The 20,112-nt window shown below is 60.7% G+C and carries 24 protein-coding genes; 20 read left to right on the top strand and 4 right to left on the bottom strand.

What is annotated here, in order from left to right; genetic code table 11:
- Positions 1 to 9 precede the first annotated feature (9 nt).
- The 19 genes from ACR2TX_RS08905 (at position 10) to ACR2TX_RS08815 (ending at position 12,057) form a co-directional block, all read left to right on the top strand.
- Complete coding sequence (locus tag ACR2TX_RS08905) at positions 10 to 639, top strand: glutathione S-transferase family protein (protein WP_434132444.1); 630 nt, start codon at positions 10 to 12, stop codon at positions 637 to 639.
- A gap of 36 nt (positions 640 to 675) precedes the next feature.
- Positions 676 to 1,239: a hypothetical protein gene (locus ACR2TX_RS08900; RefSeq protein ID WP_434111233.1), complete on the top strand. Its 564-nt coding sequence runs from the start codon at positions 676 to 678 to the stop codon at positions 1,237 to 1,239.
- A gap of 281 nt (positions 1,240 to 1,520) precedes the next feature.
- Positions 1,521 to 1,865: a YciI family protein gene (locus ACR2TX_RS08895; RefSeq protein ID WP_077728697.1), complete on the top strand. Its 345-nt coding sequence runs from the start codon at positions 1,521 to 1,523 to the stop codon at positions 1,863 to 1,865.
- A 48-nt stretch (positions 1,866 to 1,913) separates the two neighbouring features.
- Positions 1,914 to 2,294 (top strand): YciI family protein, encoded by a 381-nt coding sequence (locus tag ACR2TX_RS08890; protein WP_077728696.1) that lies wholly within the window; start codon positions 1,914 to 1,916, stop codon positions 2,292 to 2,294.
- A 56-nt stretch (positions 2,295 to 2,350) separates the two neighbouring features.
- Complete coding sequence (locus tag ACR2TX_RS08885; protein ID WP_168175343.1) at positions 2,351 to 3,019, top strand: DUF899 domain-containing protein; 669 nt, start codon at positions 2,351 to 2,353, stop codon at positions 3,017 to 3,019.
- A 68-nt stretch (positions 3,020 to 3,087) separates the two neighbouring features.
- The gene (locus ACR2TX_RS08880; protein ID WP_086134029.1) at positions 3,088 to 3,522 is read left to right on the top strand and encodes a YybH family protein; all 435 of its coding nucleotides are present in this window, start codon (positions 3,088 to 3,090) and stop codon (positions 3,520 to 3,522) included.
- A 199-nt stretch (positions 3,523 to 3,721) separates the two neighbouring features.
- Complete coding sequence (locus ACR2TX_RS08875) at positions 3,722 to 4,168, top strand: YybH family protein (protein ID WP_086134028.1); 447 nt, start codon at positions 3,722 to 3,724, stop codon at positions 4,166 to 4,168.
- Between the two features lie 85 nt (positions 4,169 to 4,253).
- The gene (locus ACR2TX_RS08870) at positions 4,254 to 4,712 is read left to right on the top strand and encodes an SRPBCC family protein (protein WP_077728693.1); all 459 of its coding nucleotides are present in this window, start codon (positions 4,254 to 4,256) and stop codon (positions 4,710 to 4,712) included.
- A gap of 35 nt (positions 4,713 to 4,747) precedes the next feature.
- The gene (locus ACR2TX_RS08865) at positions 4,748 to 5,164 is read left to right on the top strand and encodes a VOC family protein (RefSeq protein WP_086134027.1); all 417 of its coding nucleotides are present in this window, start codon (positions 4,748 to 4,750) and stop codon (positions 5,162 to 5,164) included.
- 84 nt (positions 5,165 to 5,248) lie between these two features.
- Positions 5,249 to 5,665 carry a YciI family protein gene (locus ACR2TX_RS08860; RefSeq protein WP_086134026.1) on the top strand — a complete coding sequence of 139 codons (417 nt, stop codon included), beginning with the start codon at positions 5,249 to 5,251 and terminating at the stop codon, positions 5,663 to 5,665.
- Between the two features lie 68 nt (positions 5,666 to 5,733).
- On the top strand, positions 5,734 to 6,261 hold the full coding sequence (locus ACR2TX_RS08855; RefSeq protein WP_077728690.1) for an SRPBCC family protein: 528 nt from the start codon (positions 5,734 to 5,736) through the stop codon (positions 6,259 to 6,261).
- Between the two features lie 70 nt (positions 6,262 to 6,331).
- Positions 6,332 to 6,733: a YciI family protein gene (locus ACR2TX_RS08850; protein ID WP_133718811.1), complete on the top strand. Its 402-nt coding sequence runs from the start codon at positions 6,332 to 6,334 to the stop codon at positions 6,731 to 6,733.
- Positions 6,734 to 6,821: 88 nt separating this feature from the next.
- Positions 6,822 to 7,115: a putative quinol monooxygenase gene (locus tag ACR2TX_RS08845; protein WP_434131844.1), complete on the top strand. Its 294-nt coding sequence runs from the start codon at positions 6,822 to 6,824 to the stop codon at positions 7,113 to 7,115.
- Positions 7,116 to 7,268: 153 nt separating this feature from the next.
- Positions 7,269 to 7,904 carry a DUF2239 family protein gene (locus ACR2TX_RS08840; protein ID WP_077728687.1) on the top strand — a complete coding sequence of 212 codons (636 nt, stop codon included), beginning with the start codon at positions 7,269 to 7,271 and terminating at the stop codon, positions 7,902 to 7,904.
- A 147-nt stretch (positions 7,905 to 8,051) separates the two neighbouring features.
- A complete protein-coding gene (locus ACR2TX_RS08835) occupies positions 8,052 to 8,522 on the top strand; it encodes a VOC family protein (RefSeq protein WP_077728686.1) in 471 nt (156 codons plus the stop codon).
- Positions 8,523 to 8,530: 8 nt separating this feature from the next.
- Entirely contained in the window at positions 8,531 to 9,874 is a 1,344-nt protein-coding gene (locus ACR2TX_RS08830; RefSeq protein ID WP_086134021.1) for an RNA polymerase sigma factor, read from the top strand.
- A gap of 353 nt (positions 9,875 to 10,227) precedes the next feature.
- Complete coding sequence (locus ACR2TX_RS08825; RefSeq protein WP_077728748.1) at positions 10,228 to 10,611, top strand: GFA family protein; 384 nt, start codon at positions 10,228 to 10,230, stop codon at positions 10,609 to 10,611.
- Between the two features lie 59 nt (positions 10,612 to 10,670).
- Positions 10,671 to 11,102, top strand: a complete 432-nt coding sequence (locus tag ACR2TX_RS08820; protein WP_086134020.1) for a GNAT family N-acetyltransferase — start codon at positions 10,671 to 10,673, stop codon at positions 11,100 to 11,102.
- A 259-nt stretch (positions 11,103 to 11,361) separates the two neighbouring features.
- On the top strand, positions 11,362 to 12,057 hold the full coding sequence (locus tag ACR2TX_RS08815; RefSeq protein ID WP_434131843.1) for a hypothetical protein: 696 nt from the start codon (positions 11,362 to 11,364) through the stop codon (positions 12,055 to 12,057).
- Positions 12,058 to 12,229: 172 nt separating this feature from the next.
- On the opposite strand, the gene ACR2TX_RS08810 is transcribed toward ACR2TX_RS08815, so the two are convergent.
- From ACR2TX_RS08810 to ACR2TX_RS08795, 4 genes are all read right to left on the bottom strand, one after another.
- Positions 12,230 to 13,462 carry an HlyD family efflux transporter periplasmic adaptor subunit gene (locus tag ACR2TX_RS08810; protein ID WP_077728682.1) on the bottom strand — a complete coding sequence of 411 codons (1,233 nt, stop codon included), beginning with the start codon at positions 13,460 to 13,462 and terminating at the stop codon, positions 12,230 to 12,232.
- 108 nt (positions 13,463 to 13,570) lie between these two features.
- Positions 13,571 to 15,070 carry an efflux transporter outer membrane subunit gene (locus ACR2TX_RS08805; RefSeq protein WP_077728681.1) on the bottom strand — a complete coding sequence of 500 codons (1,500 nt, stop codon included), beginning with the start codon at positions 15,068 to 15,070 and terminating at the stop codon, positions 13,571 to 13,573.
- The gene (locus ACR2TX_RS08800) at positions 15,067 to 16,662 is read right to left on the bottom strand and encodes a DHA2 family efflux MFS transporter permease subunit (RefSeq protein WP_077728680.1); all 1,596 of its coding nucleotides are present in this window, start codon (positions 16,660 to 16,662) and stop codon (positions 15,067 to 15,069) included. Before ACR2TX_RS08800 ends, ACR2TX_RS08805 begins: the two co-directional genes overlap by 4 nt.
- 104 nt (positions 16,663 to 16,766) lie before the next feature.
- The gene (locus tag ACR2TX_RS08795) at positions 16,767 to 17,660 is read right to left on the bottom strand and encodes a hypothetical protein (RefSeq protein ID WP_077728679.1); all 894 of its coding nucleotides are present in this window, start codon (positions 17,658 to 17,660) and stop codon (positions 16,767 to 16,769) included.
- A gap of 538 nt (positions 17,661 to 18,198) precedes the next feature.
- Between ACR2TX_RS08795 and norR the strand changes: the two genes are divergently transcribed.
- Positions 18,199 to 19,770 (top strand): nitric oxide reductase transcriptional regulator NorR, encoded by a 1,572-nt coding sequence (gene norR, locus ACR2TX_RS08790; protein ID WP_077728678.1) that lies wholly within the window; start codon positions 18,199 to 18,201, stop codon positions 19,768 to 19,770.
- The last annotated feature ends 342 nt before the right edge of the window (positions 19,771 to 20,112 follow it).

The raw sequence follows: 20,112 nt of genomic DNA, 5'->3' as shown, positions 1-20,112 counted from the left end.
AAACCTATGATGGATGGCAACCGCCAAGTCACCCTGTTTCATGCCCCCAATACCCGTTCTCTCGGCACCCTAACCCTGCTCGAGGAACTCGGCGCCGATTACCGGCTGCACGTGTTTAACCTGAAAACGGGCGAGCAGCGCAAGCCCGACTATCTCGCCATCAATCCCATGAGCAAGGTACCCGCCCTGCTGCATGGCGATGCCCTGATCACCGAGCAGGTGGCAATCTTCATCTACCTCGCCGACCTCTATCCGGAGGCGGGACTCGCGCCCGCCGTCGGCGATCCCCTGCGAGGACCTTATCTACGCTGGCTGGTGTTCTACGGTTCCTGTTTCGAACCGGCCATGGTGGACAAAGGCTTGGAGCGTGAGGCCGCTCCGCGGTCGACCTCCCCGTACGGCGATTACGACACTATGTTAAAAACGCTGACCGATCAGCTCGCAAAGGGGCCTTACATTCTGGGCGAGAGGTTCACCGCCGCGGATGTGCTTTGGGGCATCGCCCTTTCCTGGACCACGTCGTTCAAGCTCGTGCCGGAATCGCCGACGATCAAGACCTACATCGACCGCATCAATACCCGCCCAGCGGTGGCGCGAGCCAGAGCCAAGGATGCCGAGCTCGCCGCGGCTCAGGGTTAGGGCCTCTTTTCGCTTTTGTATCAAAGGGATCCATAAATGATTCGGCTTTCGTTGCAGAGGCGTGGCTTGATGCTTCTGTCGGCTGCCACCGTTCTTTTTTCTTCCGCTGCCCCTGCTCAGGAGAAAAATGAGAGCCCCAAGGAACTGGAGCTCAGTTATGAGACCTTCGACCAGCGCCCTGGCAGCGGCTGGCGCAAAATCGCCGATCAGGGAAAGTATCTGGAAGCCGCCAAGCTGATCGACCGGTACGAAAAAGAAGCCAAGGTCCTTGAGGAGTGGCAGCGCGTGAACCTGCGGTTCCATGCGGGTCAGCTCTATGCAGCGGCCGAAGAGAAAGACGAGGCGCTCGCGCGCTTTAGGGCCGCTTTGTACGAAAATGAACCGGCCGAGTCACCGATCCGGTGGAACGCTTATGTCCGGGCGACAATCGCCTTTCTGGAACGAAACCGCGAGAAACTGGCCGAACTCCGGGAAGAGATCGCCAAAGGGCCAAGACTTCAAGGTGCCGTACCGAACCTCGACGTCGTCGATCGCTTGATCACATGCTTCGACGAGCCTTATTCGGTTGCGTATGGCGGAAAAACAAAAGCGTGCAAGTGACCCATCCGCGAAAGCCGACGAAAGGATTCAGCGGGCACACGCTCGCTCATGCCGAACCTTGACCTCACGAAGCGAGTATCTGTACTCGGCTTACTCGTACGTTTGATATAGGGCGGTCCGGCGGCATCGCAGCGCTCTGCGCTGAAGCCACGGTCGCTTCTCTGCGTTTTCGGAAAGCGCCGGAAAAATTTTTCCCGATTTCACGATCAAGTGTCGAATCGGCGCCTCCCCAAACGACTATCCAGCGCCTACAGCCTTTTCATCACGATATGGAGGAAGCCATGAAATACCTGTGCCTGGTTTACAGCGAGGAAGAAAAGCTGCACAGCCTCCCCGAAAGTCCGAAAGATGCCGAATGCCTGGCCTACGCCAATTCGCTCCGCGAGAGCGGGCATCTGCTTGGCGGAGAACCCCTGGAATCGGTTCAGACCGCCACGACCGTACGGGTCCGCGGCGGCAAGGTGTCGGTCACCGATGGCCCATTTGCCGAAACGAAAGAACAACTGGCCGGGTTCTACCTGATCGATGCACGGGATCTCAACGAGGCTATCCAGATCGCCGCGAAGATCCCGCCGGCGCGCGTGGGCAGCATCGAGGTGCGTCCGATCCGGGAGTTGAAGCCGTAGGACGAATACGGTCCATCCCGCCCGTGAAATTCAACAAAAGAGAAAGCCATGAAATATCTGTGTCTGGCGTACGAAGCGGAAGAAAAACTTAACGCTTTGTCCGCAAGCGAGTGGGATGCCCTGCGGCGCGAGACGCTCGCCTATGTCGAGGAGCTTCGCGAAAGCGGCCACCTGATCGTCACTCACGCCCTCAAGAGCGTTCGAACCGCCGCGACGGTACGGGTTCGGAGCGGCGGACTATCGGTGACGGACGGTCCTTTCGCCGAAACCAAGGAGCAACTGGGCGGTTTCTTTCTGATCGAAGCCGCCGATCTGAACGAGGCGGTCCGGATCGCATCGAGGTGGCCGTCGGCGCGCCTTGGCAGCATCGAGGTCCGCCCCATCGAGCCAGTGCTGAACGTGGAAAGCCGCTACGGCGGAGCCCCGTGACGCCGCCCGACGCGAATACCATGCGATCGCAGAGAGAGGTCACCATGAATCACCCTATTTATCTACCGAAAATCGTATCCAAGGCCGAGTGGCTCGCCGCACGCGAGGAACTGCTCATCAAGGAAAAAGAACTCACCCGGGCGCGTGACGCGCTGAATGCCGAACGCCGCCGGCTGCCGATGGTGAAGATCGACAAGGCTTATGTCTTCGAAGGACCGGACGGCCAGTTGAATCTGCCCGATTTGTTCGAGGGCCGCCGCCAGCTCATCGTCTACCATTTCATGTTCGACCCAAATCGGGACGAGGGTTGCGTCGGCTGTTCATGGGTGGTCGACAGCATGGGCCACCCCGCCCATCTTCACGCCCGCGACACCTCGCGGGTCCTCGTCTCCCGCGCGCCGCTGGCCAAGATCGAGCCGTTCAGGAAACGCATGGGCTGGGACGTGCCCTGGTATTCCTCTTTCGGAAGCGACTTCAACCGGGACTTCGGCGTCACCACCGAGCAGGGCGAAACGTTCGGCGTGAGCGTCTTCCTCCGCGAGGGAGGAAACATCTTTCAAACCTACTTCACGGCCGGACGTGGCGCCGAGTACCTCGGCAGTCATTGGAGCTACCTCGACTTGACACCCTTCGGCCGGCAGGAGGATTGGGAAGACTCTCCGGACGGATGGCCGCAAACTCCACCGTATGGATGGTGGCGCCACCATGACAAATACGCTGGGTGAAAGGGAGCTCATGTACCCCCCACTTCGGTGAAGCCCGACTCAACCCATCCATCTACGGGAGAAAAGCCATGAAAACTGAAACGACCGAAACCGAGATCCGAAACCTGGTGAACAGCTGGCTGAAAGCCGTGCTGGACGGAAACATGGACGCAATCGTTTCCCACTACGCCCCGGACATCCTCGCATTCGATGCCGTATCGCAATTGCAATTCAAGGGCGTGGACGCGTACCGACAACACTGGGAAGCCTGCCTTGCCCTGTGTCCCGGCCCGATGATCTTCGAAATTCACGACCTGAGCATCGTGGCAGGCAATGACGTGGCGTTCTGCCATGCTCTCAACCGGTGCGGCGGAACGGGAGAAAACGGCGAAGAAAAAGTCGGATGGATGCGGATGACTGCCTGCTACCGCAGGCTGAACGGACAATGGAAGATCGTGCACGAGCATTTTTCGGCGCCCTTCGATATCGAGAGCGGCCGCGCCTTGCTCGACCTCACGCCGTAACACAGCCATGAGAAAACTGCTCCGGTCGACGGTAACGTCCCTGGACCGCTCCATGGCCGGGCCTAACGGGTGCTGGACTGGCATGCCGAGGGAGAGGACTTCGGTGATGTCGATTTCGCGGTTCCTCATTCGACCACCTAGCGGCAGTTGGGCGTTTTCCATCTGTTCGCCGAAAACCAACCGATAAGGATCCACCACCATGGCAACCGAAACCATCCAAGCCTACGACGAAGCCCAGATTAGACAACTCATCGCCGATCAGATGGATGCCGTCTGCGCCAAGGACGTGGGCCGAATCATGTCCCGCTACGCGCCTGATGTCGTTTTCTACGATTGCAAACCTCCGTTCCAAACCAAAGGCGCAGAGGACTACCGCCGTATTTGGGAAGAGTGCTTGCCGTGCTTCCCGGACTCTTTCGCCATAGAAACGCGGGACCTCGACATCTTCGTAAGTGGAGACCTGGCGCTCGCCCACTGGCTGTTCCGCTTCACCGGGGAAGAAAAGGACCATCCGGCAATGCAAACCTGGATGCGGCTCACGGCCGGCTATGAGCGGAAAAAGGGCAGCTGGCGGATCGTGCACGAGCATTGCTCCCTCCCCTTCGATCCGCCTACCGGCAAAGCCGTATTCACGCTCGACCTTTAGCCCGATCCCATGACGACAGCCGCCCCGTTCGATCTTGGATGACGACTGTTTTTTTCATCAATCGATAAGAGGAGAAAAAATCCATATGACCGATTCCACCCCGACAAGCGCTGCCGACCGTGAAATTGTCAGCTCGCGAGTGTTCGATGTACCGCGCGAGCGCTTGTTGAAGGCGTGGCGCGATCCCGCCCAATTGGCCGCGTGGTGGGGGCCGAAGGGTTTTACCAACACTTTTCACGAATTCGACCTGCGGCCGGGCGGCGTCTGGCGTTTTGTCATGCACGGTCCCGACGGGGTCGATTATCCGAACGAGAGCGTCTTTCTCGAGGTCGTCGAGCCCGAGCGCATTGTGTTCCAGCATGTGTCAGGTCCGCGGTTTCAGATGACGGTCACCTTCACGGAGGAGGCCGGGGGAACCCGGCTCGAATGGCGGATGCTCTTCGAAAGCGCCGCGGAATGCGACAAGGTCCGGGCGGTGTGCGTCGAAGCGAACGAACAGAATTTCGACCGCCTTCAGGCACAACTGGCGAAGCTGACCCCGTAGGCGTCTTAATACCTCAACCGAGAAAAGGAGATACCATGCATATCCAACCCTATTTGTTCTTCGAAGGCCGCTGCGAGGAGGCGCTCGATTTCTACCGCCGCGCGCTCGGCGCCGAAGTAATGATGCTGATGCGTTTCAAGGAAAGCCCTGAGCCCCATCAGTGCCCGCTCCCGCCCGGAGCCGAGGAAAAAGTCATGCATTCGAGCTTCCGTATCGGCGAGAGTACGGTGCATGCTTCCGACGGTTTCTGCCAGGGGCAGCCGAACTTCCAGGGCATTTCGCTATCGCTCTCGGCGCCGAACGAAGCGGAGGCCGATCGCCTGTTCGCCGCGCTGGCCGAAGGCGGACAGGTGCAGATGCCGTTGGGCAAAACCTTCTTTTCGCCGTGCTTCGGCATGGTCACCGACCGTTTCGGCGTGGCGTGGATGATCATCGTAGAGAGTGCGGAATAGAGCCAACCCAGGAGCTCGGCTTCCGCCGGTCCAGGCCGTCCGGAAGCCGAGCTCCTCAATTGAAACTGAACAGGACAAACACCCATGCGATTCATGATCATCGTCAAAGCCACCAAAGACTCCGAGGCGGGCGTCATGCCGACCGAGGACCTCATTGCCGAGATGGCGGCATACCACGAGGAACTGGCAAAAGCCGGCACACTGATCGATGGCTCCGGGCTCCAGCCGAGCGCGAAGGGTTGGCGCATCGAGTACTCCGGCGAGAAGCGTTCGGTGGTGGACGGACCCTTTGCCGAAACCAAGGAGTTGATCGCCGGCTACACCATTATCCGGGTGAAATCCAAGGAAGAGGCGTTGGAATGGACCAAGCGCTTCCCTAATCCAGCCGGTGACGGCAGGGAAGGCGAGATCGAGGTCCGCCAGTTGTTCGAGCTGGACGACTTCGAACCGGGTGAGGCGATCGAACGCTGTCGCAAACTCGGGATCGGTACGGAGAACTAGCCGCGTATCGTCTCCCGCCGGGTCCCTGACAGTCCCTTCTTGCGTCCGACACCGCACTGGAAAAATCTATGTTCAAGAACATTGCCGTCGTAGCTACCCTTCTGATCGCCGCGGTCCTCATCTATGCCGCGACCAGACCCAACACTTTCCGCGTCCAGCGCTCGACCAGCATCAACGCGCCGCCGGAAAAAATCTTCATGCTTATTAATAACTTGCGCAAGATGAACGAGTGGTCGCCGTTCGAAAAAAAGGACCCGGCGATGAAACGGACTTATACCGGCGCGGCCGACGGCAAGGGCGCGGCGTACGAATGGGACGGCAACACGGATATCGGCCAGGGACGCCTCGAGATCACGGAGTCGTTTCCCCCCTCCAAGATCACCATGAAACTCGACTTCATCAAGCCTTTCGAAGCCCACAACATCGTCGAGTTCACGCTAGAACCGCAGGGCGACGTCACCCGGACCACCTGGTCCATGCAAGGCCCCAGCCCTTACATTTCAAAACTCATAGGACTCTTCATCAGCATGGACAAGATGATCGGCAAGGACTTCGAGGCCGGCCTCGCCAGCTTGAAAGCCATCGCGGAAAAGTAAATGTTGCGCAGAGCCGCCGTCCCGGTCGGCTCGTCGACGCGGCGGAGTAAGTCTTGAATAGGAAAACGTGATGAAGTACCTGTGTTTGATTTGTGCCGAAACGGTGATGGAGCAAATGCCCGAAGCCGATGCGGAGAAGCACCTGGAAGAGTACCGCGAGTTTACCGACGGTATCCGGAAAAGCGGCCACTTCGTCGGGTGCAATCGGCTGCTTCCGCCCGCTGCCGCGACCACGATCCGGGTGCGGAACGGCAAAGTCTCGGCGACCGATGGACCCTACGCGGAAACCAAGGAGCAGCTCGGCGGTTACTACGTCATCGAAGCCAAGGATATTGATGAGGCGATCGAGGTCGCCTCGATGATTCCCGGGGCCAAGATCGGATGCGTCGAGATACGGCCCATCGCTGAGGATTCCAAGACGCTGAGCGCGCTTGGCTTTGTCGGGCTGACCACAGGAGACGGTACGGCGTGACGGACTCCCGCCAAGTTCGGCGCCGGTACCACGCCCCTAACCGTCGATGCGCGGTGTGCGAGTTTCGTTGTATAGACAACATCAGAGGATGATCACAGTCATTTGGGATACTTGGCTGAAACCCGGTACGGAACGAGAAGGACTCCGGCTGACGCGCCAAGTATGGTCGGACATGCGAAGCTTCGACGGTTACATCTCGCGTCAGATTTTCATCGATCAGGATGATCCGGGACATATCATCGCTCTCGCCAACTGGCGAAATCGGGCGGATGCGGACGCCGTCCGGGAAAAATACAAGGACTCCGAGATGATCCGCCAGTTCACCCCGCTCCTCGCCCGCCGCCGGGAACGATGGATGACTTGCGAAGATCACGCGTCGTGAACAAAGCCGCCCCTGTACCAGACCGGCAACCGAGCTTGGATTGTCGGGCGGTCCAAGGCGAACACCCGTAAGCACGACTTTTACCCGTGTAATATTGACATTATTTTTTACCCGGATAAAATTGACTTCGTTATTTTCAAACGAGGTCGCCTTATGAACACTAATCCACAACCGACATGGATCGCGTTTGCAGGAGCCAAACGCATCGCGCTGGGTCCGCCCCGTGACGTGGCCGCGAAGGTGAAGTCTTTCGTCGATACGGATAGCCAAGACATCGTCTTGATCTTCGACGCCGTCACCAGCGCGCCCGTAGAGCTGGACCTCCGCGGCTCCGTGTCCGCGGTTCTCGATCGGCTGTCGCACGCGCAGGGCAACCAGACCGAGCCGGTCGCGGACACCTCGGCGAGCGCACCGCGAACCGCCGGACGACCGAAGCTCGGTGTCACGGCCCGCGAAGTCACCTTGCTGCCCAGGCATTGGGAGTGGCTGACCTCCCAGCCCGGAGGCGCCTCCGTGGCGTTGCGAAAGCTCGTCGAACAGGCCATGCGCGCGAACAGACAGGACGATCAAGTCCGTCAGGCGCGAGAAGCCGCGTATCGATTCATGAATGCGATGGCCGGAAACGAGCCCGGCTTCGAAGAAGCCATACGGGCCTTGTTTGCCGGCGATCAAGACCGATTACATCAGGCTGTCGCGAAGTGGCCCGCCGACGTACGACAACATACGCTCACCTTGACGGAAACGGCTGCCGTTACGCGTCCCAAGCCTGAGACGGCGCCGGCGGATTGAGTTCGCCCGGCGTCGGCTCGCCACTTTCTAGGCGCGAGATATCCATCAAGCGATATAACAGGCGCTTGGAAACCGATGCCAGCGGTTCGCACGGAGCGCTGGGTCGCCCATGTCGTGAGTGATCTTTTACTTGGAAGGAGCAAGGAGATGACGGTTAAAGCGATCCCCGACGGATACCACAGCGTGACACCGTACCTGGGCATCAAGGGTGCGGCCGAGGCCATCGAATTTTACAAACGGGCATTCGGCGCTGTGGAGCTTTTTCGTCTGGTGGCGCCCGGCGGCGAAATCGGACACGCCGAGATCAGAATCGGCGACTCGACCGTCATGCTGGCCGATTCGTGCGAAGCGAGTCCGTTACGCAGCCCTCAAGCGCTGGGCGGCTCGTCGGTCGGTCTTCATGTGTACGTGGAAGACGTGGATACTCTGTTCGCCCGCGCCGTCGACGCCGGAGCGAAAGCCGTCAGGCCGGTGCAAGACCAATTTTACGGCGACCGCACCGGCACGCTGGAAGATCCTTTTGGGCACGTCTGGTTTCTCGCGACCCGCAAGGAAGAGCTTACCCCAGAGGAAATCAATAGGCGTGCCGAGGCAATGTTCAAGCAAAGCGACGCCTAGAGCGACAGATGTCGTCGTCAAACGAGAACGCTGCAGAACGGGTGCGTGAGACGGTAGACGCCATCTACCGTTCCGATTCGCGCCGCGTGTTCGCTACCCTGGTGCGTTTGCTCGGCGACTTCGATCTCGCCGAAGAAGCGCTGCACGATGCCTTTCGGGCGGCGCTGGAGCAATGGCCGCAGGAAGGCATGCCAGCCAATCCGCGGGCTTGGCTGGTATCCACCGGCCGCTTCAAGGCCATCGACAACCTGCGCCGGCGTGCACGGTTCGTCGACTTGCCGCCGGATGCCGCCGAACGGCTCGGCACCGATGATTCGGAGGGACGGGACCCCGCGGATATCGGGAACGGCGGGGCATCGCTGATGGCGCTCGCCGAACGGGTAGCGGACGGGCTCGGCGATCCGGCGGCATGGGACGACGAGAGCGTCGAAGACGACCGGCTGCGGCTGATTTTCACCTGCTGCCATCCTGCCTTGTCGCCGGACGCGCAGGTCGCGCTCACGCTGCGCGAGGTGTGCGGCCTCACCACCGAAGAAATTGCTCGCGCTTTCCTCACCGCCCCGTCCACACTGGCTCAACGTATCGTGCGCGCCAAGGCGAAAATCCGCGACGCCCGCATTCCCTATCAGGTGCCGACACGCGAAGATCTGCCGGAGCGCTTGGACGCCGTGCTGCGTGTTGTTTATCTGGTGTTCAACGAGGGCTACTCCGCCTCGCTGGGCGGCTCGCTGACAAGACACGATCTCTCGGAGGAAGCGATCCGTCTCGGGCGGTTGCTGATCGAACTGCTGCCCGAACCCGAAGCGCAGGGGCTCCTGGCGCTGATGCTGCTGCACGAATCGCGCCGTGCCGCGCGCACCTCGCCCGGCGGCGAACTGATACTGCTGGACGAGCAGGACCGCGCGCTTTGGAACCGGGACCAGATTGCGCAAGGGCTGGCGCTGGTGGAACGGGCGCTGTCGTCGCGACGGTTCGGCCCGTACACGCTGCAGGCGGCGATCGCGGCCGTGCATGCCGAAGCGCCGAGCGCCGGCGAGACCGACTGGGCGCAGATCGTCGGGCTATATAACGTGCTGTTGCGAATCGAGCCGTCGCCGGTGGTGGAACTGAACCGCGCCGTGGCGGTGGCGATGTACGACGGGCCCGAGGCAGGCCTCACGCTCGTGGACGGCATTCTCGCCCGAGGCGATTTAGAGGACTACCACCTGGCGCATGCGGCTCGCGCCGACCTGTGCCGCCGGCTGGAACGAACGGCGGAAGCCCGCGCCGCTTACGAGCGGGCGCTTAGCCTGACACGGCAGGAACCGGAGCGGCGGTTTCTCGAACGGCGGCTGAACGAGCTTTTGGATTGAAACGGCCGGTACTTATGGAAGAACATCGCGAGTTGCGTAGGAATCGGAAAGAGCCCCTGGCCGTGCCATCATTCGCGTCCTCGATAGCCTCGCTAGGCTTCAATCGCCCCGAGCATTATCATGTTCCTCCGGATCGTTATTAATCAGGCCCGTAAATACCCTCCTGGTATTTCGGGCCGCCGCCCAGGCCGGTACACGCCCGGCCTGGGCTCACGCGGCTTGTCGCCGCGCCGGGGCATCCCTGCCCCGGATTAACCCGGCCTATATTTATAGGCTGGGTTAATAACACATGCCGCTTACAGTCGGTCATGACGGTCCGCAATATCGGCATTCTTTTTCATGAGACGGAAACCATGCTCTACCGCGGTAGTTGCCATTGCGAAGCGGTCCAATTCGAGGTCGAGGCCCCCGAGCGCGTTGTCTGCCAGGACTGCAATTGCTCGATTTGCTCCAAGTCCGGCTTCCTGCACCTCATCGTCCCCAAATCGCAATTCAGGCTGATAAAGGGTGAGGAGAACCTCGTTGTCTACACCTTCAACACTGGCGTCGCCAAGCACCTGTTCTGCAAGACCTGCGGCATAAAGCCCTTCTATATCCCTAGATCGAACCCGGACGGCTACGACGTGAACGTCCGCTGCCTTAGTCCGAAGCCCAAGGAACTGGTCATCGAGCCCTTCGACGGCCAAAACTGGGAATCCCATGCGCACGCGCTGGCGCATCTCAGCCGGGAAGCTTGATCGTCCGCGCCGGTAATGCCGAACGAAGCCGGAGCCGATTCTCCTCTGGGAGGCTGCTCATGAAGGTGCGCCCCGCGGCATCCTCGGATTGTGAACGGCTGATCCGCCTTTTCCGGCAACTGGGCTACGTTATCGACGTCGGCGAACTTCGGGCGAGACTCCTCGCCTATGACGGATCGGATTCTGATCTGGCGCTGGTGGGCGAAATCGGCGCGGAGGTGGTCGGAACGATCGTTCTGCACGTCGTTAGTCCGCTCCACGAAATCGGAAAATGGGGACGCATTTCCGCTCTCGTGGTCGACCAAAGCATGCGACGACGAGGCATAGGCGCCGAATTGCTGCGCGCAGCGGACGACTTCTTCATCGGGCGGGGATGCACCCGGGTCGAGTTGACCAGCAGCGACCTGCGCACAGACGCCCACCGCTTCTACATGGCGAACGGGTACGAAAACCGGTCGAAACACTTCGTAAAACATTATCCGAACGCCTGACCGGCGAGCCGCCCTAACGGGCATGAGCGTTTTTCGGCTCACGACGATGCTTCCGTTGGCGGACTCCATGTCTCTCGATCCCGCAAAAGCTCCGTCCCGCGCGGCAATATTCGGGATCAAGTCGGGCCGAGCGAGCCGATTCCGCCGCCTTCTACATTGTTAAATGACATTGAAGGCATCAGAGGCCGAATGCAGACTTCCGCAGTTACCGATGATCTCGGGATTGTGCACGACTCATGTCGAACAAGGAGGAAAGGGCATGCCAGCTTTCATCTTCAGCTCAACGCTTTGCCAATATCTACGGGTCTTATTGCCGCTAGCTTCCGCCTTGGCGGCCGAATCTGCCGAGGCGACGGTTTTTACCGTAGGCGGAAGCGCCGATAAAAGCACGGCTTGCACTCTGGCCGATGCCATTACGGCGGCGATATTCAATACCCGGACCGGCGGCTGTCCCGCGGGCTCCGAAGACGACACCATCGAACTCACCGGCGACGTCGTCCTGACGGAAGCATTGCCCGTGGTGGCGAGCGACTGCCGTTACTACCCGGATCCCTGTGTTCAAACGCGCATAACGATAGACGGCAACGGCCATTCGATTACACTCTCGGACGCCCCGAATACGCCCGTCTTCGATCTGCTATCGCTCCGTGTGGCATGCGGCGATGGCTTTTATTCGGTACCGCCCAGCGTCATGCTGTACAACGTAACGCTTCAACAGGGCAAAACCGGAATTTCTCCGATAAGCGATACCACGGGCTTGGAGTGTCCGCCAATGCTGGTTCTCACGAATACTCGCGTTTTCGGTAATCGCGGAGACGGCATTTCGGCGCGTTTTGCATCGATGCAGATCGCGAACAGCCCGATCGCCGACGATCGCGGCCGGGGCATCAAGGGCCATGGCGGCGGCATTGACCCCACCCGCCTTCGCGCCACCCTCGGTGAGCGGCACCGTTGAAACGGCCTGGAACACCATGAGTTACCGCTCCGATTATCCTGGAAACGGCAGTTGGGCGTGCTCGAGTGCACGTAGCGGCTTCACCCAAGCGGTGAAATCGGTAGGAGGGACGACGGTCAGAATCCATGAGGCGTTTCTACTCCATCCAAGCGGTCAACTGCCGTTTCTAGGATTATCTCCGCCGAGGCGGGGTTTGCGTGGCATGAAGCGGTGCGCCGGACCGGCTGCAGGAAGACTCCAAGGAATCGTCTTGCGGCACCACGTTGGCCGTGATGATTTCCTGCGCCCTGAGTTCCGCGGAGGCAAGCTCGTCTCTGAAAATATCGGTTTCATACGCCGGAGCGGTAACTTCCGCTAGCGAGGTGTCCAGCGGCCGGCCGGGTTCATCGATATGGATGGACGTCACCGTGGACAATCCGGGGCGGATGGGCCGTTTCAGGATCTCGTCCTTGCGCAGGGCGATGCGCACCGGCACCCGCTGGACGATGTGGATGAAATTGCCGGTCGCATTGTCCGGCGGCAACAGGGCGAACACGCTGCCGGTGCCGGGCACCAGGCCTTCGACCGTGCCGTGATAGACACGGCGCCGTCCGTACAGATCGACGATCACCTCGGCCGACTGGCCGGGCCGCACTTTGCGCAGCTCGGTCTCCCGGAGGTTCGCCTCCACCCAGAGATGGTCCAGCGGCACCACCATGAGCAGCGGATCTCCGGGATGGACCCGATCCCCGACCTGAGCTTTGCGTTTCGCCACATAACCCGAAACGGGCGCCCGGATGCGCTGTCGGACGAAATCGAGGTAAGCGTTGACGAAGCGGTGCTTGGCGGCCTCCACTTCGGGGTGTTCGGTGCGACTGGTTCCCCCGACCCGCGCCTCGATGGACTGGAGTTCCGCGCCGACCTCCCGCAGTTCCGCTTCGAGGGCCGTCATCTGATCCTCGGCGTTTTGCAGGACTTGCTCCGAAACCGAACCGCTGGGAAACGCCTGACGGAAGCGAATGACGTCGTGGCGCACCCGGGCGAGCTGGGCCGAGCGCGCGTCCAGTTTCTGGCAGAGTTGCTGGCGCGTCGCGAACAGCGCGCCGATCCCGCGCACGGTCCGCCCCAGGTCACCCTCGCTTTGCCCCAGGGCGGCATGGGCGCGGTGTTCGTCGAGCCGGACCAGCAGGTCGCCCTTGTTCACGAACTGGGTTTCCTCGGCCAGGACCTGGGTGACGATGCCGGTCGCATCCGCTTCGACCGGAATCAGATTGCCGGCGACGAAGGCATTGTCGGTCTCGACCCGGAAACGGCCATGCACCCACCAGTAGATGGCCGCGGCCAGAGCGCACGCGAGCACGGCCAGCGCCACCAGCAAAAGACGACGGTTGCGCCGCGCGCGGATCGCCTTCGGATGAATCTTCATAGATGCCTGTTCGAGTTTTTGGAATTATTTTGAATCGAGTGGAAGAGACTGTCTTTGGGCTCGACAGAATAGCGCCTAGGCTTGGTCCATGTTTCGGCAGGAGCCCTCTCAATCTGAAATCGGTCGGAGGCGGGTGTCGTCGAGACCGTTGGCGTATCCGCCGCCCAATGCCTCGATGAGATCGGTCATGGCAACGAGCTGATCGGTTTCCAGGGTCTTGAGCGTGAATTCCTGATCCAGAACGGAATGCCGGCGCGCCAGCATCGTCCGGCGATCGTCCAGGCCGCTGCGAAGCCGCTCTTGAGCCAGATCGAGGGCTTCCCGCTGCGAAGCCAGCAGGCGGTTGTGCGCTTCGACGATGGCCCGGGTGTCGCGCCAACTGCTGAGACTGTCGGCGACTTCCTGCACCGCTTGCAGCAGGGTCTTGTTGTAGAGCTCCACGGCTTCGTCGTATTCCGCCCTTTGCACCGACAGCTGGCCGCGCAGCCGCCCGCCTTCGAAGATGGGGAGCCTGAGGCCAGGCGCGACGCCATAGGCGAAGCTGTTACCCGAAAAAAGGATATTGGCGAGGGAGCTCGCACCCTTGGTCATGCGAAGGGCGTTCAAGCCGACGAACGCGGTCAAATCGACCGTCGGGTAAAAACTGGCTCTGGCTACCTTGATCCGTTGCGCCGCCGCCTCGGCCCGGTGCAGTGCGGCAGCGAGGTCCGGACGGTGGGCGAGCAGTTCCAGCGGAAGCTTTGTGGGCAGCGGAATTTTTTCGGGCAGCGTCACGCTGCGATTAAACAGGTGCTGTGTCGCATCAGGACCGCGGCCGATCAAGCGGGCAAGCAAGTTCCGCTGCAAGTCCAGGTAGTCGCGGGTAATGGCTCGGCGCTTGCCGGTCGCTTCCAGCTCGGATTCGGCCTGTTTGACCGGATCCGCGGAGTCCAGCCCCAGCTCGTAACGCGTTTCGGCCAGTTGGAGCAAATTACGCCGCAATTCCACCATGTCATCAGCGAGATCGAGCTGCTGCCGCAGCGCGACCCCTCGGAAGTAACACCTCGCTATCGCGGCGGTCAATTGCAGCCTGACTTCGGCCTGTTCCGCGTCTTCGGCTGCCGCTTCGCCCAGAGCCGCTTCCAATGCCGCCCGATTTTTTCCCCAGAAATCGAATTCGTAGCGGAGGCTCAAGGGATTGATCAACGCCGAGACGGTATGCGCTCCCCTAAGGGCGACATTGAAGCTGTACTCGGAAAACCGCGCCGTTGCGACCTCCGCCTCCGCATCCAGGAACGGCAGCAGTCTCGCCCCCTCCACGCGGGCAAAGCCTTCCGCCTCGCGCAGCCGGGCGGCAGCCACCTTGAGACCTGGGTTATCCTTGAGCGCCATGTCCATCAGGTGGTTCAGCTCGGAGCTGCCGAACTGCCGCCACCAGCTCTCCTGTGGCCACGAATTCCGTACCCCCAGAAGCTCACCGTCGCGGGCTTCGGACAGTTTCTGGGTAATGCCCGGGGCGTCGGCAAATTCGGCACGCTGCCCGCCGGACGGAATCCAGGCGCAGCCTGCGATCAGAAACAGGACGCTAAGACCAGCAATCAGGCGACGATAGGCAGATCGGCGATTCATGGTTGCTCCATCAGTTCCTCGGCCTTGGTTTCCCTCAGGTCCTCCGCCGGACTCGGACGCAGCGGCCTGTGAGTGGGATGGGCCAGCCACACCAGCCCGGCCAGCCCGAGAAAGAGATATCCCGCCATCAAGAAGGCATCGTTGACCGCCAGAATGGCGGCCTGCTGTCTGATGAGGGCCAGAAGCTTGCCCTGTACGATGCCGGGATCGAGGCCGGCAGTCTCCAGACGCGACGAGAGCCGCGGCAGCAAGTCCAGCGACGGAAACCGGCGCCCCCCGAATTGATCGGCCAGATGAAGCTGATGAAAGGGGCTGCGCCGAAACAGCATGACGCCCTGCAAGGTAATGCCGAGCGCACCCGCGGCGATTCTCAGCGCTGCTGCCTCTTCCGCGGCGCGCATCATTTGGCTCGGCGTCAGCCCGTGAAGGGCGATGGCGGTCAGCGGCGTGAAGAACGAACCCAGAAAAAAGCCGAGGAGCAGCATGGGCCAAACGATCTGATCGAACGATCCCGGATCGTCGAAGAGCCCGATCCAGGACAGGGTGAACGCCAAGCCCAGCAGGTTGAGGCAGGCGAACACCCGCGCATCGACGCCCTTGATAAGCTCGTGCATGACGGCGATCGCCGGCGCCGCCAAAAAGATCATCACCAGGAACAAGAGGCCGGCAAGAAATGACGAGTATCCCAGCAGCAATTGGAGCTGGACGATGAACAGCGACAGCAGTCCCTGGATCGCCAAGAAACCTAGGACAAGGCAAATGATGCCAATCGTGAAGTTGCGATGGGTAAACAGCCGGATGTCCATCGCAGGGTGCCGCTCTCCCAGTTCCCAGATGACGAAACAAGGCAGCGCTACGACAACGGCGATCAGTACGCCGCGCAGAAAGGGCGAATCGAACCAGTCGAAATCGTTGCCCATATTCAGAATGGTTTGCACGCCGCCGAAGATCAGAGCCAACAGGATAAAGCCGGCGAAATCGAAACGGGTGTAGCGCCGCTGGAATCCCCGCCCATAAAGTAATGAACCGGTTACGCCGGCAATGGCCAGGGCGACGGGGATGTTGAGATAAAACAGATAACGCCACCCGATTTCGTCGGCCAGCCAGCCGCCGATGGGAAATCCGATCGTAAACGGCATCAGGGTGAACAACCCCCATATCCCAAGCCCCACCGATTTGAGCCGAGCGGGATACTCTTTCAGCAACAGGGCTTGTCCGATTGGCAGCGTAACGCCGCCGGCAAAGCCGAGAACGATGCGCGCCGGCAGGAACAGCCGCAAAGTTTCGCTGATGGCGCAGAAATAAGAGGCCGCTGCATAGATCACAAAGGCCGTAGCGAACAAGCGGTAATCGCCGAAACGCCCGGACAGCCAGCGGGCGATGGGAAACGCCAAGGCCAGAGCGATCATGAAATCGGTCTGGGCCCAGGTGCCGAGGCTCGGCGATACTCCTCCCAGGTCGCCCGCGACATGCGGCATCAGCGCGATATAAGAGCCGGCGTTGAAAAGCACGACCATGTGCCCCAAGCCGAGCGCGATGTTGAACAGAGTGAAGCGCCAGCCGCGAAGGCGTCTGGGGAAGAAAACGGTCACCTAATCGACGCCTTGACCGCAGTCAGCCGGGCGGCGCAGCGGCCATCCGCCGGCGCCGCCTTTTCCAGAGGGCAGGCGATGAGCATGAAGCGCAGCCGCCCTTGTCATTCGGAGCGGCTGCTCGCCATAGCCGCCGAAGCGGCTTCGATGCTCTGCTGATCGGACCGGGCTTGCCGCGGCGCCGGCAGCCCCAAGTCGGCCAAGCCGCGGCGAACGAGCTTCGCGCCGACATCGGTCACGAGCTGCTTGAACTTTTCCGCTTCGTGGTCGAGAAGATTGGGTGCCGCTCCGGCCACCGGATACGCATCGGCATCGGCTCTTCCGATGACTTGCCCGGTGGCGGGGTCAATCAGCTTGACCAGCACCTGCAAGGGCGTCTGCGACTCGAAAATCCTGTAGGTCCCGATTCCCACCTCCAGCACGGCATCCACCCGCTCTTTGGCGTGGGACCGATAATCGACGGACGAGGTGTCGCCGTTGTACCACTGCCGGATGGCGTTATGCCAGTAGGCGAGATTTGCGGTGCGGTTGCCGGGGGCGATCGGCAACGGGTAGTACTGCTCGGCGGAAACGGCTTTGAATCCCCCGGCGGTCAACATCTCGGCCGCTTCCCGCGCCAACACCAGCGTGGGGGCCCAGTTCTCCGCCAGCGAGGCGACCGGAGCCAGCTCAGGATTGTCTGCCACGGACGCGATTCGCGGGAGAGACGGTTCCGGCACGATATCATTGTGGCTTACCAGTCCGGCGATCAGTACTCCGCCGGGATTCCGGTAAATCTTCCTTTCCAGAAACAGATCGTAAGGAACGGTATCGTTTTGCCGATAAATGGGCAGCCGGGATTCGATGAGGTCCGGCATCACTTCGAGGGGCGGCGGTTCCACCGGAATCACGAGGATCGACTGCAAGCTGCCCGACCGGTCGGCAGGCGGCTTGATCGGAGGAGCGAGACAAGCGTTCAGTGCAACCAGCAAAAACAGCAACAAGCTATAACGTTTCATATTTGGGAGGTACCCCAGTCCCATGGAATCCAGTGCGAGATAAAGAACCCGGACATCGCTTCGAACAAGCTATTCGTCGCTTTCCGACGTAGACATGTCCGATGCGCCGGGCACCCGTGCCCCATCCTTAGCAACCCTAATGCCACAACGCAGGTGATTGAATTCAAAAAACATTTCAAAGAAACACCGGCCAATGTCGTCATAATGACATCGACTCGACAACAAACAACAACCCGGCCTGACCTTCAACCCTCCAACAAAGCTTCGAATCCATTAATCAGGCCCGTAAATACCCTTCTGGTATTTCGGGCCGCCGCCCAGGCCCGGCACACGCCCGGCCTGGGCTTACGCGGCTTGTCGCCGCGCCTGGGCATCCCTGCCCCGGATTAACCCGGCCTAATTTAGAGGCAGGGTTAATAACCGTGCATTCGGAAATAACGCGCCAATTGCCACAAGAACTCATTGCTGTCACTATGACAGCACTGTGGTTAATTCGACTACGCCTCTATGGGAATGTTCGACTACGAACCTTTGAAATATGAACGAACGCTCGAAGATAAGAACGACCGAGAGCGCGATTCGCGAAGCGGTCTTGAGCCTGACGGCGAATCTTTCGATGAAAGAGCGCCTCGAGGGATTTCTCGAAATTTTCGCCAAAGTCACGGGAAATCACGCTTGCGCCCTGTTGCGCTTCCAAGACGGGGTACTCGTGCCCGTGGCGACGCGGGGCCTTTCGCCCGAGGTCATGGGACGCCAATTCGCCCCGGAGCAACATCCCCGGCTGGCGGCGATCCTCGGTTCGAGAACACCGATCCGATTCGAGGCCGACGACCCTAGGCCCGATCCTTACGATTCGCTATTGCTGAATGATGCCGGAGGCCGATTGCCCGTCCATTCCTGTATCGGCTGTAGCCTTTATAACGAGAACACCCTGCTCGGAGTGCTCTCGGCGGATGCGTTAAAACCCGGCGTATTCGACGGCATAGACGACCACATATTCCAGACCTTTGCCGCCATCGCGACGGTGGCGCTGCGTCACGAATCCTTTATCAGTGCGCTCGAAAGATTGGCTAGACACCGCGAACTGGTGACCAGCGAACTGGTCAACGAGGCCCTACAGCGCCGCGGGCAGATACTCGGCGACAGCCCCGCGCTGCAGGAACTGAGGCGCAACATCGGTATCGTAGCCCGATCCGATCTGACGGTCCTGGTGATGGGAGAAACCGGGGTGGGCAAGGAGGTGGTCGCTCGCGTCATACACGCGCAATCGCTGCGGGCCGACCAACCCCTGGTGTACGTGAACTGCGCCGCGCTGCCGGAGTCCTTGGCCGAAAGCGAACTGTTCGGACATGTCCGCGGCGCTTTCACCGGCGCCCATACCGATCGGGCCGGCAAATTCGAGTTGGCGGAGGGAGGCACTTTGTTTCTGGACGAAGTCGGCGAACTGCCCCTGGCTATCCAAGCGAAGCTGCTGCGTGCCCTGCAATTCGGCGAGATCCAGCGGCTCGGCTCGGACAAGAGCCACCGGGCCGACGTCCGCATCATCGCCGCAACCAATCGGCAGCTCGACGAAGAGGTGAAGGCGGGGCGGTTCCGAGCCGACCTCTATCATCGGCTCAGCGTGTACCCTTTGAACGTACCGCCGCTGCGGGAACGGCTCACGGATATTGCACCGCTGGCCGGATATTTCCTGGATCAGGCGCGGACGCGCCTGGGCTTGGACCGCGCCAACCTGGCGCCCGCGACCATCGAAGCCCTGAGGGCCTATTCATGGCCCGGCAACGTACGGGAACTCGAGCACGTCGTTCTCCGCGCCGCTCTGCGCGCCTCGGCGGACCGGGGACGTTCGTTGACCTTGCAACCCGAAGATTTGGACATCGGCTCTGAAATCCACTGGAGCGTGGATGCCAAGACCGGCTTGGCGTTCGGAACGAACCCGATATCGCTTGCACGTGCGGTGGACGATTTTCAGCGGCAGTTGATCCTCAAGACGCTGGACGAGTGCCGTTTCAATTGGTCGGAAACGGCTCGCCGCCTGGGACTGGACCGGGGCAATCTGCATCGCCTTGCCAGGCGCCTCGGACTAAAGCCGATCAGCCGCATGGCTTGACGCCGCGGCATTTCTTATCGTCGTTTCCGTTGGCGCGTATGGATTGATTGCAGGCGCCTTATTCCAAATCGCTTTCCGAGGAATTCATTCTTGTAGGATGGGTAGAGCGAAGCGAAACCCATCGAGCGACCTTGAATCGATGGGTTACGCGGAGCCTGTCCTGAGCCCTTCGACGATGCTCAGGACAGGCTTGTCGAAGGGCCTGTCCCGAGCGGAGCCGAGGGGCCCGTCCTGAGCCTGTCGAAGGGCTAACCCACCCTACGATGAGTGTTCACTCGAATGCCGAATGGAATTATGAGTGGGAGCGGGCTTTAACCCGCGATCGAACGACGAAAAAAGCCG

Source organism: Methylocaldum sp. GT1BB (genome assembly GCF_051027545.1).
Classification (GTDB): Bacteria; Pseudomonadota; Gammaproteobacteria; order Methylococcales; family Methylococcaceae; genus Methylocaldum.
The sequence above is the reverse complement of the archived record's forward strand: the minus strand, read 5'-3'. Positions and strand labels throughout refer to the sequence as shown.

Bases quoted from the DNA above. Each gene is read 5' to 3' on its own strand.
- ACR2TX_RS08870 (WP_077728693.1), top strand. From the start codon at position 4,254: ATGACCGATTCCACCCCGACAAGCGCTGCCGACCGTGAAATTGTCAGC.
- ACR2TX_RS08845 (WP_434131844.1), top strand. From the start codon at position 6,822: ATGATCACAGTCATTTGGGATACTTGGCTGAAACCCGGTACGGAACGA.
- norR (WP_077728678.1), top strand. From the start codon at position 18,199: ATGAACGAACGCTCGAAGATAAGAACGACCGAGAGCGCGATTCGCGAA.
- ACR2TX_RS08880 (WP_086134029.1), top strand. From the start codon at position 3,088: ATGAAAACTGAAACGACCGAAACCGAGATCCGAAACCTGGTGAACAGC.
- ACR2TX_RS08805 (WP_077728681.1), bottom strand. From the start codon at position 15,070: ATGAATCGCCGATCTGCCTATCGTCGCCTGATTGCTGGTCTTAGCGTC.
- ACR2TX_RS08830 (WP_086134021.1), top strand. From the start codon at position 8,531: ATGTCGTCGTCAAACGAGAACGCTGCAGAACGGGTGCGTGAGACGGTA.
- ACR2TX_RS08865 (WP_086134027.1), top strand. From the start codon at position 4,748: ATGCATATCCAACCCTATTTGTTCTTCGAAGGCCGCTGCGAGGAGGCG.
- ACR2TX_RS08810 (WP_077728682.1), bottom strand. From the start codon at position 13,462: ATGAAGATTCATCCGAAGGCGATCCGCGCGCGGCGCAACCGTCGTCTT.
- ACR2TX_RS08820 (WP_086134020.1), top strand. From the start codon at position 10,671: ATGAAGGTGCGCCCCGCGGCATCCTCGGATTGTGAACGGCTGATCCGC.
- ACR2TX_RS08795 (WP_077728679.1), bottom strand. From the start codon at position 17,660: ATGAAACGTTATAGCTTGTTGCTGTTTTTGCTGGTTGCACTGAACGCT.
- ACR2TX_RS08815 (WP_434131843.1), top strand. From the start codon at position 11,362: ATGCCAGCTTTCATCTTCAGCTCAACGCTTTGCCAATATCTACGGGTC.
- ACR2TX_RS08860 (WP_086134026.1), top strand. From the start codon at position 5,249: ATGCGATTCATGATCATCGTCAAAGCCACCAAAGACTCCGAGGCGGGC.
- ACR2TX_RS08840 (WP_077728687.1), top strand. From the start codon at position 7,269: ATGAACACTAATCCACAACCGACATGGATCGCGTTTGCAGGAGCCAAA.
- ACR2TX_RS08850 (WP_133718811.1), top strand. From the start codon at position 6,332: ATGAAGTACCTGTGTTTGATTTGTGCCGAAACGGTGATGGAGCAAATG.
- ACR2TX_RS08900 (WP_434111233.1), top strand. From the start codon at position 676: ATGATTCGGCTTTCGTTGCAGAGGCGTGGCTTGATGCTTCTGTCGGCT.
- ACR2TX_RS08875 (WP_086134028.1), top strand. From the start codon at position 3,722: ATGGCAACCGAAACCATCCAAGCCTACGACGAAGCCCAGATTAGACAA.
- ACR2TX_RS08905 (WP_434132444.1), top strand. From the start codon at position 10: ATGGATGGCAACCGCCAAGTCACCCTGTTTCATGCCCCCAATACCCGT.
- ACR2TX_RS08835 (WP_077728686.1), top strand. From the start codon at position 8,052: ATGACGGTTAAAGCGATCCCCGACGGATACCACAGCGTGACACCGTAC.
- ACR2TX_RS08890 (WP_077728696.1), top strand. From the start codon at position 1,914: ATGAAATATCTGTGTCTGGCGTACGAAGCGGAAGAAAAACTTAACGCT.
- ACR2TX_RS08895 (WP_077728697.1), top strand. From the start codon at position 1,521: ATGAAATACCTGTGCCTGGTTTACAGCGAGGAAGAAAAGCTGCACAGC.
- ACR2TX_RS08855 (WP_077728690.1), top strand. From the start codon at position 5,734: ATGTTCAAGAACATTGCCGTCGTAGCTACCCTTCTGATCGCCGCGGTC.
- ACR2TX_RS08825 (WP_077728748.1), top strand. From the start codon at position 10,228: ATGCTCTACCGCGGTAGTTGCCATTGCGAAGCGGTCCAATTCGAGGTC.